Here is a 13,834-nt window from a genome sequence, read left to right on the forward strand (position 1 = left end):
CATCATTAAAAGTATTTAATGATTTAGGGAAATGCGGGATATAGGATGAAACAGAAAGGGATGATAGTAATGTCTATTTTGGTTAAAAGTGTTAGTTTTGATGATTATCGAAACACACAGCTAAATGAAAAGTGTGCTAATTTTCTGCAGTCTGCTGAGATGGCTAAGCTTCAGGAAAGTCAAGACCATATAGAAAAGGTAGAAGCTCTGGTTTTTGAAAGAGATGGCTTAAGGGTAGCACAAGCAATAGTCGTTTATAAGAAAAGCTTTCGTGTATTTAAAAAGGCCCTCTTGTTACATGGGCCCCTGTTAGATTACCACTCTCTTGCTGGTTTGACAGAGCTACTCGAAGCTTTAATACTTTATTTAAGAAAGAAAAGTATTGCCACACTTTCTATACACCCTTATCTGACAAATCTTATTAGAAATGAAAAACTTGAAAATATTGAAGTAGATAAGGCCAGTGATGTGCTAGAGGTATTTGAAACATTAGGTTTTGAACACTCTCTAGATTCGGAACAATCTCTTGTGGTTAACCAGATGTTCGTGAAATCAATAGAAAGTTTTGCTAGTTCTGATGAAATCCTTGCTGGCTTTTCTCCATCATTGAAGCGAGACCTCAAAAAATTCACTGCTCTGAATGTCAAGACTGAAGAACTTGATGAGCATCAACTTGACCAGTTCTACGATATTTTAAGTCGAACAGCAGAGCGAAAGGGATTTTCTGTTCATCCGCTAGTTTATTTTCAAAATCTAAAAAAATGTTTTGGCAAATCTGCCAAGTTTATGTTAGCTTATTTGGATTGTCCAGCTTATCTAGCTTATCTTGATGAGAATATTCAGTCTTTTGAAGCCAAAATTCAGGATTTAAAAGAAGGTCCTCAGAAAAAACGTACCAAGGGTCAAATAGCAGATGCGGAGGATCAATTGAGAAGCTACTATAAGCGGTTAGAACAATTCAAGTCTTACCAAATCAAGACTGACAAATTACCGCTTTCAGCTTATCTTTTCATGGATTATGGTCCAGAAATTGTCAGCTTTTACGGGGGTAATGATGAAGCCTACCTTAATTTCGGTGGAGCGGTTTTGCTTCATTGGGAGATGCTAAAATATGCTAAAAGTAAGTCTAAAAAGCGTTTTAACTTTTACGGTACTATTGAAACTGAGGCAGCTAGTTCTGGCAAAGGAAACTTTAATTTTAAGCGTCAGTTTGGCGGACAATTAGAGACGCTTGTTGGTTCATTTGATAAGACCCTCAATCCCTTCTATGATGTTTTTAAGAAGATACTAGGTAAAGACTAGTGTTTCGATAGCAAAAAAAGCCAATTGAGATGAAAATCATCATCTCAATTGGCTTTTTGAGTTATTTGTTTACAAATATTTCTTAGCGACTTCAATATCACCAGCATAATCAGTGCGTTTACCATTCACAATTTGAAAGGCATCAGCTCCCTTACCGGCGATAACAAGGGCATCGCTTGATCCTGTGGTTTCAGACATGGCTGTTTTGATGGCTTCCTCTCGATCGACAATGATACGAATCTTACGATTGATATGACTAGCAATTTCTTGACAGATGGTAAGGGGGTCTTCCTTGTTAGGGTCATCAGTAGACAAGATAACATTTATTTCGGGGTAAGTGTTGAGGACGTGACCAAAGTCTTGACGACGGCTCTCGCCCTTATTCCCAGGAGCTCCTAGAATTAAAGTAATCTTACCTTTTTGGTGGTCAGTTACGACTTGCAAGAGCTTGTCTAGGCTGTCACCATTGTGAGCATAGTCGACGAATACCTTAGCACCATTTGCCTGAGTGAGAATTTCCATACGGCCTGGAACAGAGGTTTGAGCAATTCCTTTTTTAATATCTTCAAGACTGGCTCCAAGACGTAGGCAGGCTAAACCAGCAGCCATGGCGTTATCCTGATTAAAGTCACCAATGAGTTGGATATCGTAATCACCAGCTAGTTTACCTTTGGCTTTAAAGCTAAAACCTGAGCTATGTTTAACGGTATTTTCAGAGTTCTTACCATAGAAGTCGTGGTCTTTATCAGCGACTTCTTCAGCAACAAAATCGAAGTGATTCATACCACTATTGACAATAACTGCTTGACTATTTTTCAAGAGGAGACGCTTGTGGTAGAAGTAGTCTTCAAAGGTTGGGTGTTCAATAGGTCCGATGTGGTCTGGACTGATGTTAAGAAAGACACCTACATCAAAGGTCAAACCATAGACACGCTTGGTTAGATAGGCCTGACTTGAAACTTCCATAATCAGGTGGGTCATGCCGTTAGATACAGCTTCAGCCATCATATGGAAAAGGTCCAAACTTTCAGGTGTAGTTAAGTTAGATTTGAAGAAGGTTTTTCCGTCCAGTGTCGTGTTCATGGTTGAGAGCAAGGCGGGCTTATGACTTTGCTTAAGTATGTTAAAGGCAAAGTAAGACGCTGTTGTCTTCCCTTTTGTACCAGTAAAGGCTAGTAGTTTTAGTTTGTCTTGAGGGTATTGGTAGAAGGCCTGAGCAACGAGACTCATGGCTTGCTTGATATCTGAAACGAGAATTGCAGGGATTCCTACTTGGTAATCTTTTTCAGCCACGTAGAAGCCTAATCCAGCCTGGACAGCACTCTCCAAAAACTCAAGTTTGAAGCCAGCTCCCTTGGCAAAAAATAGGGTAGATGGTGTGATATCACGACTGTCGTAAGAAAGGTGATCAAAAGTCACCCCAGTCCATGAATAGTAGTAGTGCTCTTGGTTGATAATATCTCTAAAATTATGGTCCTTTTTGAGAACCTCTAGAACTTGTTCAATAGTAATCATAGTTCCTATTTTAGCCTTAATGTTCTTGTTTTACAAGTCAAAGCCAAAAGTTTATAATTAACTAGATTGTATTTTATTATCTAGAAAGAGAATTATGACTGAAACTAAAACTGACACGCAGCAGCAGCAAATGCTAAGAGGGACGGCATGGATGACAGCATCCAATATTATCAGTCGTCTCTTAGGGGCACTCTATATTATTCCTTGGTATGCTTGGATGGGCAAACAGGGTGACCAAGCCAACGCTCTCTTTGGTCAGGGGTATAATATTTATGCCCTTTTCCTTTTGATTTCGACAGCAGGGATTCCAGTCGCCATTGCCAAGCAGGTATCAAAATATAACACACTTGGAAAGATGGAAACGAGTTTCTTCTTACTCAAACGTATTTTGTATTATATGATTGGGCTTGGACTAATTTTTGGTGTTTTCATGTATTTTGCTTCTCCGTGGATGTCATATCTTTCTGGGGGAGACGAAGACCTAGTTCGAGTAATGCGCAGCCTTTCTTGGGCGGTTGTCATTTTTCCATCGATGTCTGTTTTACGAGGCTTTTTCCAGGGCTTTAACAACATGAAGCCTTATGCCCTAAGTCAGATTGCGGAGCAGATTATCCGTGTCATTTGGATGCTGTTGGCGACTTTCTTCATCATGAAAATTGGTACAGGTGACTATGTGACTGCAGTTGTCCAATCGACTTTTGCCGCTTTCATCGGTATGTTAGCTAGTTATGGGGTACTTTTCTTCTATCTTTGGAAAGAAGGCAAGCTCAAGAGCCTTTTTGGTAAGCAGGCCGTTCGTCCTGATATCAATCCAACTGCAATTGTTATTGAGACATTTAAGGAAGCCATTCCCTTCATTATTACTGGATCAGCGGTTCAACTTTTCCAGTTGATTGATCAATGGACTTTTATCCGTACTATGGAGAAGTTTACAAGCTATAGTAATAGTCAGCTTCAGGTTATCTATGCTTATTTGTCTTCAAACCCAAGTAAGATTACTATGATTTTGATTGCTGTTGCTATTTCTATTGCTGGGGTAGGCATCCCACTTCTGACAGAAAATATGGTTAAAAAGGACCTTGAGGGAGCAGCCAAACTCATTATTAATAATCTCCAGTTACTTTTGCTCTTTATTGTACCAGCCATTGCGGGTTCTGTGATTTTGGCCAAACCATTATACACTATCTTTTATGGAGCACCAGACAGTCAGGCTCTTTTGCTCTTTGTAGCTAGTTTGATTCAAGTAATTTTCTTAGCTTTGTATAGTGTTTTAGCACCAATGCTTCAGGCTATCTTTGAGACCCGTAAAGCTATCAATTATTTTGCGATTGGGGTGCTGATTAAGGCCATTCTACAGCTACCGTTGATTATTTTCTTAGGAGCCCTCGGTCCGGTTATTTCAACAGCCATCGGGTTAGGAGTTCCTATTGCTTTGATGTATAATCGCCTTCACACAGTTACTCACTTTAGTCGTAAGACAGTCTTTAGAAAAGCTCTACTCATTTGTATTCTTACAATGCTCATGGTTATTCCAGTTGCTGTTTTCTATTGGTTATTCCAATTTGTCCTATCTCCAACAAGTCGTATGGGTAGTGTGATTTACCTACTTATTGGAGGAGGTCTAGGCGTTTTGGTCTATGGAGTGCTTGCTCTTGTGACACATATGGCTGATCAATTGATTGGGGCACGAGCAGATAGATTACGAGATAAATTACATATTAAATAGTATTTGAAACCAAGTCATGTGGCTTGGTTTTTCTTTTCAACTTCTTGTTCTCTTTGGGGCGTATTCCTCTTCCTTTAACCGTTATTCAATCCTAGCTATTGACTTAGGAACAGATATGGTACCTGCTTTGGGATTGGGGGTTGAACCACCTGAAGAAGGAGTGATGGACAAGCAACCAAGACGTTTATCGGACCACTTACTCAATCGCCAAGGCTGCTTAAATCTTTTGTCTGGTATGGATTGATTGAAGCAGCCTTGGCTATGGGTGCTTTCTTCCTTAATTATTGGGTAAATTAAGGAAATTTGAACCATCTGGCTATCTAAGGGCCCCTCTACCGGGAGGAGACCACCATGACTTTTGGAGTTATTATTTTTACTCAGATTGGTATGGTTATGAATAGTCGTAAGGGCAGGGGCTCTATATTCCAAGTTAAACATTTTGCTAATAGGATTATTAGCCTAGGGATTGTTCTAGAAATTGTTCTCTTTATTATCCTGTCCTATGTACCTCTTTTCCACACGCTATTTAACACAGCCCCAATTGGCCTTGATGATTGGCTCTATTTACTTGCTTGTCCATTTGTTATTATGACTTTGGAAGAAATCAGATATCGCTTATCAGATATCGCTTATTTGATAAAAAGTAAGTCAGTGGTTTACCTTAGATTGAAGAAAAAATTTTGATCTATGTCTTTCTTAGGAGAGTAAGGACATTAGTCATCTCAAAAATCCTGGAACTTTTAAATTTCAGGCTTTTTCGGTGTCTGAAAAGTCACTTTTAATCATCTCAGAAAGTTTGTCTGTTCAATATTTTGAGGTTATAGTAATAAACTATATCTAACTATCAAGAATTCGTATGATGAACTTTCCATTCTTTTCAGAAAATAGTGATAAAATAGAGGGCATAGATATGGAGAATATCCATTTTATCATGTAGAGAGGGTGCAATATGACACAAGATTATCAATTAGAAACTATTCTGGCACATGTAGGAATCAATTCTGATGAAGCAACAGGAGCTTTAGTTTCACCGATTCATTTTTCAACAACTTACCAACATCCAGAATTCGGACAGTCTACTGGTTTTGACTATACACGAACTAAAAATCCAACGCGTGCAACAGTGGAAAAAACGCTAGCAGCTATTGAAAAAGCGGATTATGCTATTGCGACAAGTTCAGGGATGAGCGCTATTGTTTTGGCCTTTGAAATTTTCCCTGTAGGTAGCAAGGTTGTCGCTGCCCGTGACCTTTATGGAGGTTCTTTCCGTTGGTTCAACGATAAAGAAAAAGAAGGACGTTTCTTCTTTGAATACACCAATACAGAAGATGAGATGATTGCGGCTATTGCAGAAGATACTGATATTGTCTACATTGAAACACCGACAAACCCACTTATGATTGAGTTTGATATTGAGAAAGTAGCTCAGACTGCCCATGAAAAGGGTGCGGTGGTTATTGTTGATAATACTTTCTATAGCCCAATCTACCAAACCCCGATTACTCAAGGTGCTGATATCGTTGTACATTCAGCTACTAAATACCTATCAGGGCATAATGATGTTTTAGCTGGTGTTGTTGTGACTAGCAATCCAGAATTCTACGATAAACTTTATTATAACCTCAATACGACTGGCCCAAACTTGTCCCCATTTGATAGCTATATGCTCATGCGTGGACTTAAGACCCTAAAACTTCGTATGGAGGCATCAACGGCTAATGCTAAAGAAGTTGTGGCGTTCTTAGAAAAGTCCCCAGCTGTTAAAGAGGTTCTCTACCCAGGTAAGGGTGGGATGATTTCCTTCAAAGTGGCTAACCAAGATAAGATTCCAACTATTATCAATATTCTTAAGGTCTTTACCTTTGCGGAGAGTCTGGGTGGTGTTGAAAGTTTGATTACTTACCCAACAACACAAACTCACGCAGATATTCCAAGTGAAGTACGTGCTTCGTATGGATTAACGGATGACTTGCTTCGTCTTTCAATTGGTATTGAAGCAGCTGAGGATTTGATTGCTGACTTGGAAAATGCCCTCAGTCTTTAAGGAGTTATCTATGACACGTTATGATTTTACAACACAACCAAATCGCTTAAATCAAAACACTATGAAATGGCACGAAGCTGAAAGTGATCCTGAACTACTTGAGTTTTGGATTGCTGATATGGACTTCTTACCTGTTCCTGAAATTAGAGATGCGGTGATTAACTATGCTGAAACGCATATCTTTGGTTACCCTTATCCAAGTGATGAGCTCTACCAATCCATCATAGATTGGGAAAAAAATCAACATGGCTATTCAGTTGATAAGGCGAGTATTGTCCTTATTGAAGGGGTTGTCCCAGCTATTTCAACAGCTATTCAGGCCTTTACCAAAGAAGACGATGCTGTTCTTATCAACACACCAGTTTATCCGCCTTTTGCTCGTTCTGTTCGCTTGAATAATCGCAAGTTGATTGAGAATAGTCTTGTTAATGCTAACGGGCATTTTGAAATTGATTTTGAGCAATTGGAATGTGATATCGTAGACAATGATGTAAAACTCTATGTCTTCTGTAGTCCACATAATCCAGGTGGTCGTGTCTGGACTAAGGAAGAATTGACCAAGGTAGCAGAACTTTGCCAGAAACATGGTGTTCTCTTGGTATCTGATGAAATCCATCAAGACTTGGCCTTATATGGGAATAAGCATATCTCTCTAAATACTATTTCAAACGCTTATAAGGATTTTACCTTGGTGCTTAGTTCGGCGACTAAAACCTTTAATATTGCTGGTACCAAAAACAGTTTCACCATTATTGAAAATGAAGACTTGCGTAAATCCTTTAAACAAAAACAATTGGCTAATAATCAACACGAAATTCCAACTATTGGTTTGCTTACAACACAAGCTGCCTTTACCTACGGTCAACCTTGGTTAGAGGAATTGAAGACAGTTTTTGAAACTAATATTGACCTTTTAACTAAGGAACTTAGTGAAAAGACTAATATCGAAGTTATGAAACCTGAGGGTACTTATTTGGTCTGGCTTGATTTTTCAGCCTATGATCAAGATCACAATGAACTTGGACGTTTGCTTAAAGAAGAAGCGAAGGTAGTGCTAAATAACGGTATTACTTTTGGTTCCGAAGGAGAAAAACATTTCCGATTTAACGTAGCTACGCCAACTAAAGTTGTTGCTGAAGGTGTGAAACGTTTGGTTTCTGTCTTTGGAAAATAAGAAAAGTGATGCAAATGGCATCACTTTAAATTTGAGGCAGACTCTTCTTTTGAGAATTTACTTAGACGATATCAGATGTCTGAGACCTTCTTCGAAGTTCCAGTAAATCCAACAGATGGAAACCATTCTACTGATGATAAGACTTCTAAATCAGCAGATAATAATCAGCCATCACCTGATAAAGAAGATAGAGCAGAAACACCGACGAATACAGGTCTTCCAATTCGTAGATCGCTCAGCTAATGATAATAAATCAGCAGATGATTAATCAGGTAAAGGTTCCTGTGAAACCTTCAACAGAGGGTTCTGTCGGTGACCGTCGTCAAGTATCTCAATCTACAGAGATTGCGACAACAGTACCAGAAGCTATTGTTTCAATTGGACCATCTATTCTAGTGAATGCTATTGAAGAAAAGGTAGTTACTGATACAGAAACTCCAAAATCAGCTAAGTCTGATGAGACAAGTAAAGATAATCACATTAAAGTTGCTGTCAACTGTCAATCTTGGCAGCCATCTTTGCGGCTATTGGTAGCTAAGCACTTCTTGGCTATGCTTTAGTAACAGGTAAGATTCATCTGTCTAAAAAAAATAAAATTGGATCCTTTCCAAAAACGTTTGCAAGTAAAGCAAGCGTTTTTCTTGTGTTTTTGATATAATAGAGTGAATATAAAGCAAAGGAAGAAACTATTATGGGTAAATTTCAAGTTATTTCACATCCATTGATTCAACATAAACTCTCAATCTTACGCCGTGAGGATACGTCTACCAAGGACTTCCGTGAGTTGGTTAATGAAATCGCTATGCTTATGGGTTATGAAGTATCGCGTGATCTTCCTCTTGAAGAGGTTGAAATTCAAACACCAATTATAAAAACAGTTCAAAAACAACTTTCTGGTAAAAAATTGGCAATTATTCCAATCCTTCGTGCGGGTATTGGTATGGTAGATGGTTTCCTTAGCCTCGTACCTGCAGCAAAAGTTGGTCATATTGGTATATACCGTGATGAAGAAACACTTGAGCCAGTTGAGTACTTGGTTAAATTGCCAGAAGATATTGATCAACGTCAGATTTTTGTAATGGATCCAATGCTTGCAACTGGTGGTTCAGCAATTTTGGCGGTGGATTCACTTAAAAAACGTGGAGCAGCTAATATCAAATTTGTATGTTTAGTTGCCGCACCAGAAGGTGTAAAAAAATTGCAAGATGCTCATCCAGATATTGATATATACACAGCATCTTTGGATGAGAGACTTAATGAGAATGGTTATATTGTTCCAGGTCTTGGAGATGCAGGTGACCGTCTGTTTGGTACAAAATAAGTTGAAAAGGGGAATTTTCCTTTTTTTTTTGCTTGTTTAGCACTCTTTTTAAATGAGTGCTAAGGAATATGCTTTTTATTTGACCTAATTTGACTAAAATCATATAATAACATCAAGACAATATTAAAAGGAGAATTCATATGATTCCGGTAGTTATTGAACAAACATCACGTGGTGAACGTTCTTATGACATTTACTCACGTTTGCTCAAGGATCGTATTATCATGTTAACAGGTCCTATAGAAGATAATATGGCAAACTCAATTATCGCTCAACTCTTGTTCTTGGATGCTCAAGACAATACAAAAGATATCTATCTGTATGTTAATACACCTGGTGGGTCAGTTTCAGCAGGCCTTGCCATTGTTGATACAATGAACTTCATCAAGTCTGATGTTCAAACCATCGTTATGGGGATGGCAGCATCAATGGGTACAATTATCGCTTCAAGCGGTACCAAAGGTAAACGTTTCATGTTGCCAAATGCAGAATACATGATTCACCAACCAATGGGTGGTACTGGTGGTGGTACTCAACAAACAGATTTGGCTATCGCTGCTGAACACTTGCTCAAGACTCGTAATAACTTGGAGCAAATCTTGGCTGATAATTCTGGTCAGCCTATTGAAAAGGTTCATGTTGATGCTGAACGTGATAATTGGATGAGTGCCCAAGAAACACTTGAATATGGCTTCATTGATGAAATCATGACCAACAACCAATTAAAATAAGTCTAGCTTATCTAAGATAAAAGTCAGATGCTAATCGGTTTATATAAGAACCGTTTCATCTGACTTTTTGTGTTATAATAGGAAACATGTTAATAATCAATGAGGAGCTACTTGCTATTGATCAAGCAATAGACAGTCTTATTTTACATTTTTTAAGATTGCCAGAAGTAGAGAATTACCGTTTAAAACAGCAGGGATTTAAAAATGCCAGAAAACTTCAAGAGCTACTCTTGGAGTTTCAGGAATTAAAGGAAAGTTATGATAAAGCTAAGGGGTATGAGGCTTTTAGAGCAGATGTGAGAGACTTGAAACGTCAGGTTTTACGAATGAAGCGCCAAATTGATCTAAACGAGGTGGTTATAGGCTATCGTCAGGCGGAGTTCGATTTGCAGATAATACTAGCTTCACTTGGAGAGGAGGTTGCTCAAGCTATTTCAAATCAGATTTTCATTGATACCGGCCTACCTCTTGCCCCTCATAAACCTCATCATAAAAAGGGTGGCATTAACATAAAGGAGGAGATGGGTCGTGATTAAGCGCCAAGGTATTATTGTTTATTTATACTATAATAGAGACTTACGTAAAATTGCCAAGTTTGGTGATGTTGTCTATCATTCTTATAAGATGCGTTATGTGCACCTTTATGTAGATCAAGACAGGGTTGAGGATATCTTGACAGAGCTTGAGGAAATGAAGGCAGTCAAAAAAGTTCTCCCTTCTTATTATTCTGATATTGATATGGATTTTGTAGGTAGCCTGGAACGTTACGACACCTCGGTCCCTGAACATTTAAAAAACTTTTCTCCTAGCTAAAGAGAAAAGTTTTTTTTTAAAACGTTAGTTTAAAAGCAATGTAATCGATTACCAGGGATAGAACATAGTTGTATATGATTGACAATTTTCTGATAATTCTGTAACCTATAAGGTGGACTTTTTTTAAGAAAATATTAAGGAGAAATCTTATGTATAAAAAGATCACACTTATTGTGCTAGCCTTTTTTGCCTCCATTTTTTTGGTTGCCTGTGGCAAGTCACCTGATGTGACTGCTAATGCCAAAGGTACTAAGATTGGGGATACAATCAAAATTGGTGTTAACATGGAGTTGACAGGTGCTGTTGCGGCCTATGGTAAGTCAGAGCAGAATGGTATTAAGTTGGCTGTTGATGAAATTAACAAAGCAGGTGGCGTTGACGGCAAAAAGCTAGAGCTCGTCACAAAAGATAATAAATCTGAAAATGCTGAGGCTTCAACATCTTCAACGAACTTGGCTATTCAGAGTAATGTAAATGCTATCGTTGGTCCAGCGACATCAGGTGCTGTTGCTGCTGCTAGCCTCGTGTCACAAAAAACAGGGGTTCCTTTGATCACACCTTCTGGTACACAGGATGACCTTACGGTAGATGCTAACGGAGTTAAGAAATTTGTTTTTCGTGCAAGCTTTAAAGATAGCTACCAAGGTGAAGTTTTGGCGGCTTATTCTTACAATAATTTGAATGCTAAGAAAGTAGTTCTCTACTATGATAATGCTTCGGATTATGCCAAGGGAATTGCGGATGAATTCAAGCGTAAATATAAAGGTCAAATCGTTACTGAAGCTACCTTTACTTCAGGTGACAAGGACTATCAGTCAGCTTTGACTAAATTTAAAGACCTAGATTATGATGCGGTTGTAATGCCTGGTTACTATACTGAGACTGGTATTATTACAAAACAAGCACGTGACCTTGGAATTGATAAACCAATTTTAGGACCTGACGGATTCAGTGATGAGAAATTTACTGAGCTTGCAGGTAAAAAGAATGCTTCAAATGTCTACTATGTATCAGGATATTCAACAAATGTTGCTCTTTCTGACAAGGCATCTGGTTTCATTAAAGAATATGAGAAAGCTTACAAAATTGAACCAAATATGTTTGCGGCTCTAGCCTACGATTCTGTTTATATGATTGCAGAATCATCGAAAGGTGCAAAAACATCAGTAGATATTGCTGATAACTTAGCAAATCTGAAAAACTTTGTTGGGGTTACTGGTAAAATGACAATTGACAAGGATCATAACCCTATTAAAACAGCTCTTATGGTTAAAAGAGATAATGGTGAAGAGGTTTCAGCGGAAGCCGTTGAAATTGAAAAATAAGCTCTTATCTTTACTAAAAATAAACTAGAAAGTTTGGTTATATATGTTTTTTGAACAACTTCCCCAACAACTAGTCAATGGTATCATCTTGGGTAGTATCTATGCACTACTTGCCCTTGGTTATACTATGGTTTATGGGATTATCAAATTGATTAACTTTGCCCATGGAGACATCTACATGATGGGTGCCTTCGTTGGTTACTATGCGATTAACAGCTTGAAGATGAATTTCTGGATTGCCCTTATGTTTTCCATGATTGTATGTGCCATTTTAGGGGTTGTTATCGAGTTCTTGGCTTATCGCCCACTCCGTAATTCGACACGTATTTCTGCCTTGATTACGGCCATTGGTGTGTCATTCTTTCTTGAGTACATCATGGTTTACTTTGTAGGTGCAGATACACGCTCATTCCCACAATCAATCAAGGTGCATACTTATCATCTTGGTTCAATCTCTGTTACAAATGTGCAATTGCTCATTTTGGTAGTTGCTCTTGTGCTTATGGTTGCTCTTCAATTGATTGTTAAGAAGACTAAGATGGGTAAAGCTATGCGTGCTGTGTCTGTTGATAGCGATGCAGCGGAGTTGATGGGTATTAGTGTTAATAATACGATTAGCTTCACTTTTGCTCTTGGATCATCACTTGCAGGGGCAGCCGGTGTCCTCATTGGTCTTTACTATAACTCAATTGAACCTTTTATGGGATTGACTCCAGGTATTAAAGCTTTTGTTGCCGCTGTTCTTGGTGGTATCGGTATTATTCCTGGTGCAGCACTCGGTGGTTTTGTTATTGGTATTTTGGAAACTTTGTCAACTGCAATTGGTTTATCAAGCTACCGTGATGCCATCGTTTATGGTGTCTTGATAGTTATCCTCTTGCTTCGTCCGGCGGGTATTCTAGGTAAAAATGTGAAAGAGAAGGTGTAAGACATGAAGAAAAATCTAAAAGTAAACCTTATTTGGTTTGGTCTTATCATTGGACTCTTCCTTATCTTGAAAGGTCTTGAACTTTCAGGTATCATGAATCTTTACTACATCCAAATCTTGATGGGGATTGGGATTTCAATCCTTATGGGACTTGGTACTAACTTAGTTCTTGGTTTCTCCGGACAATTTACACTTGGACAAGCCGGTTTCATGGCAATCGGTGCGTACTCATCAGCTATCATCACTGGCATGATGCCAACTTATGATGGTTTCTATCTCTCCATGGTTGTAGGTGTCATCATCGCAGCTGTCGTTGCCCTTATTTTTGGTATACCTACCCTTCGTTTGAAAGGTGACTATCTTGCCATTGCAACTCTTGGTATGGCTGAAATCATCCGTATCATTATCATTAATGGTGGTGAATTGACCAATGGTGCCGCTGGTTTGACTGGAATTCTTCCTTATACAAGCTGGCCTGTCATCTATTTCTTTGTGGTTATTATTACAATCTTGGTACTCAATTTCTTGCGTTCAGCAACTGGTCGCCAAGCAATCACTCTTCGTGAAGATGAAATTGCTGCAGAGTCAATAGGTGTCAATGTTACAAAACTGAAAGTTATTATATTCGTTATCGGTGCCATGATTTCAGCGATTGCTGGTTCACTTTATGTCAGCTATATCGGGACTGTTGTGCCAAAAGACTTCACAATCATGAAATCAATTGATTACCTTATCATTGCCGTTCTTGGAGGTCTTGGATCAATTACAGGTACTATCATTGCTGCTGTTGTTCTTGGTATTATCAATATGTTCCTCCAAAACGTTTCAAACCTTCGTATGATTATTTACGCATTGGCTTTGATTCTTGTAATGCTCTTCCGTCCAGGTGGGCTTCTTGGAACAAAAGAACTCTATCTCTCAAAATTCTTCAATAAATCTAAGGAGGGCAAATAAA

Annotated in this window: 14 protein-coding genes and 1 pseudogene; 14 read left to right on the plus strand and 1 reads right to left on the minus strand. The window is 38.6% G+C overall.

Translation table 11 applies throughout. The features are described 5' to 3' along the window. Positions 1–69 precede the first annotated feature (69 nt). The gene (locus NSQ85_RS07685) at positions 70–1,302 is read left to right on the plus strand and encodes a lipid II:glycine glycyltransferase FemX (protein WP_179974517.1); all 1,233 of its coding nucleotides are present in this window, start codon (positions 70–72) and stop codon (positions 1,300–1,302) included. A gap of 69 nt (positions 1,303–1,371) precedes the next feature. On the opposite strand, the gene NSQ85_RS07690 is transcribed toward NSQ85_RS07685, so the two are convergent. Continuing rightward, positions 1,372–2,817: a UDP-N-acetylmuramoyl-L-alanyl-D-glutamate--L-lysine ligase gene (locus NSQ85_RS07690; protein WP_084828498.1), complete on the minus strand. Its 1,446-nt coding sequence runs from the start codon at positions 2,815–2,817 to the stop codon at positions 1,372–1,374. A 94-nt stretch (positions 2,818–2,911) separates the two neighbouring features. On the opposite strand from NSQ85_RS07690, the gene NSQ85_RS07695 reads away from it, so the two are divergent. The 13 genes and pseudogenes from NSQ85_RS07695 (at position 2,912) to NSQ85_RS07755 (ending at position 13,833) form a co-directional block, all read left to right on the plus strand. Further along, the gene (locus NSQ85_RS07695) at positions 2,912–4,543 is read left to right on the plus strand and encodes a putative polysaccharide biosynthesis protein (RefSeq protein WP_179974248.1); all 1,632 of its coding nucleotides are present in this window, start codon (positions 2,912–2,914) and stop codon (positions 4,541–4,543) included. Between the two features lie 41 nt (positions 4,544–4,584). Beyond that, positions 4,585–5,227, plus strand: a pseudogene (locus NSQ85_RS07700) (cation transporting ATPase C-terminal domain-containing protein); the annotation flags it as partial. Positions 5,228–5,492: 265 nt separating this feature from the next. Beyond that, positions 5,493–6,587 carry a cystathionine gamma-synthase gene (locus tag NSQ85_RS07705; RefSeq protein WP_179974249.1) on the plus strand — a complete coding sequence of 365 codons (1,095 nt, stop codon included), beginning with the start codon at positions 5,493–5,495 and terminating at the stop codon, positions 6,585–6,587. A gap of 10 nt (positions 6,588–6,597) precedes the next feature. Beyond that, positions 6,598–7,761, plus strand: a complete 1,164-nt coding sequence (locus NSQ85_RS07710; RefSeq protein WP_179974250.1) for a MalY/PatB family protein — start codon at positions 6,598–6,600, stop codon at positions 7,759–7,761. Between the two features lie 75 nt (positions 7,762–7,836). Beyond that, positions 7,837–8,004 (plus strand): levansucrase, encoded by a 168-nt coding sequence (locus tag NSQ85_RS07715; protein ID WP_179972636.1) that lies wholly within the window; start codon positions 7,837–7,839, stop codon positions 8,002–8,004. A gap of 41 nt (positions 8,005–8,045) precedes the next feature. Next, on the plus strand, positions 8,046–8,321 hold the full coding sequence (locus NSQ85_RS07720; protein ID WP_179972637.1) for a hypothetical protein: 276 nt from the start codon (positions 8,046–8,048) through the stop codon (positions 8,319–8,321). Between the two features lie 131 nt (positions 8,322–8,452). Then, the gene (gene upp / locus NSQ85_RS07725) at positions 8,453–9,082 is read left to right on the plus strand and encodes a uracil phosphoribosyltransferase (RefSeq protein ID WP_179972638.1); all 630 of its coding nucleotides are present in this window, start codon (positions 8,453–8,455) and stop codon (positions 9,080–9,082) included. Between the two features lie 140 nt (positions 9,083–9,222). Beyond that, positions 9,223–9,813: an ATP-dependent Clp protease proteolytic subunit gene (locus NSQ85_RS07730; RefSeq protein ID WP_179972639.1), complete on the plus strand. Its 591-nt coding sequence runs from the start codon at positions 9,223–9,225 to the stop codon at positions 9,811–9,813. Between the two features lie 86 nt (positions 9,814–9,899). Then, a complete protein-coding gene (locus tag NSQ85_RS07735; RefSeq protein WP_179974251.1) occupies positions 9,900–10,349 on the plus strand; it encodes a YlbF family regulator in 450 nt (149 codons plus the stop codon). Continuing rightward, entirely contained in the window at positions 10,342–10,626 is a 285-nt protein-coding gene (locus NSQ85_RS07740) for a YlbG family protein (protein ID WP_179972641.1), read from the plus strand. The genes NSQ85_RS07735 and NSQ85_RS07740 overlap by 8 nt, the downstream gene beginning before the upstream one ends. A 149-nt stretch (positions 10,627–10,775) precedes the next feature. Then, a complete protein-coding gene (locus tag NSQ85_RS07745) occupies positions 10,776–11,951 on the plus strand; it encodes an ABC transporter substrate-binding protein (protein ID WP_179972642.1) in 1,176 nt (391 codons plus the stop codon). 43 nt (positions 11,952–11,994) lie between these two features. Next, complete coding sequence (locus NSQ85_RS07750; protein ID WP_100285109.1) at positions 11,995–12,879, plus strand: branched-chain amino acid ABC transporter permease; 885 nt, start codon at positions 11,995–11,997, stop codon at positions 12,877–12,879. Between the two features lie 3 nt (positions 12,880–12,882). Beyond that, positions 12,883–13,833, plus strand: coding sequence for a branched-chain amino acid ABC transporter permease (locus tag NSQ85_RS07755; RefSeq protein ID WP_340781622.1), 951 nt, complete (start codon positions 12,883–12,885; stop codon positions 13,831–13,833). The last annotated feature ends 1 nt before the right edge of the window (position 13,834 follow it).

It is taken from the genome of Streptococcus sp. FSL L8-0526 (genome assembly GCF_038007145.1).
In the GTDB taxonomy this organism is placed as follows: domain Bacteria; phylum Bacillota; class Bacilli; order Lactobacillales; family Streptococcaceae; genus Streptococcus; species Streptococcus thermophilus.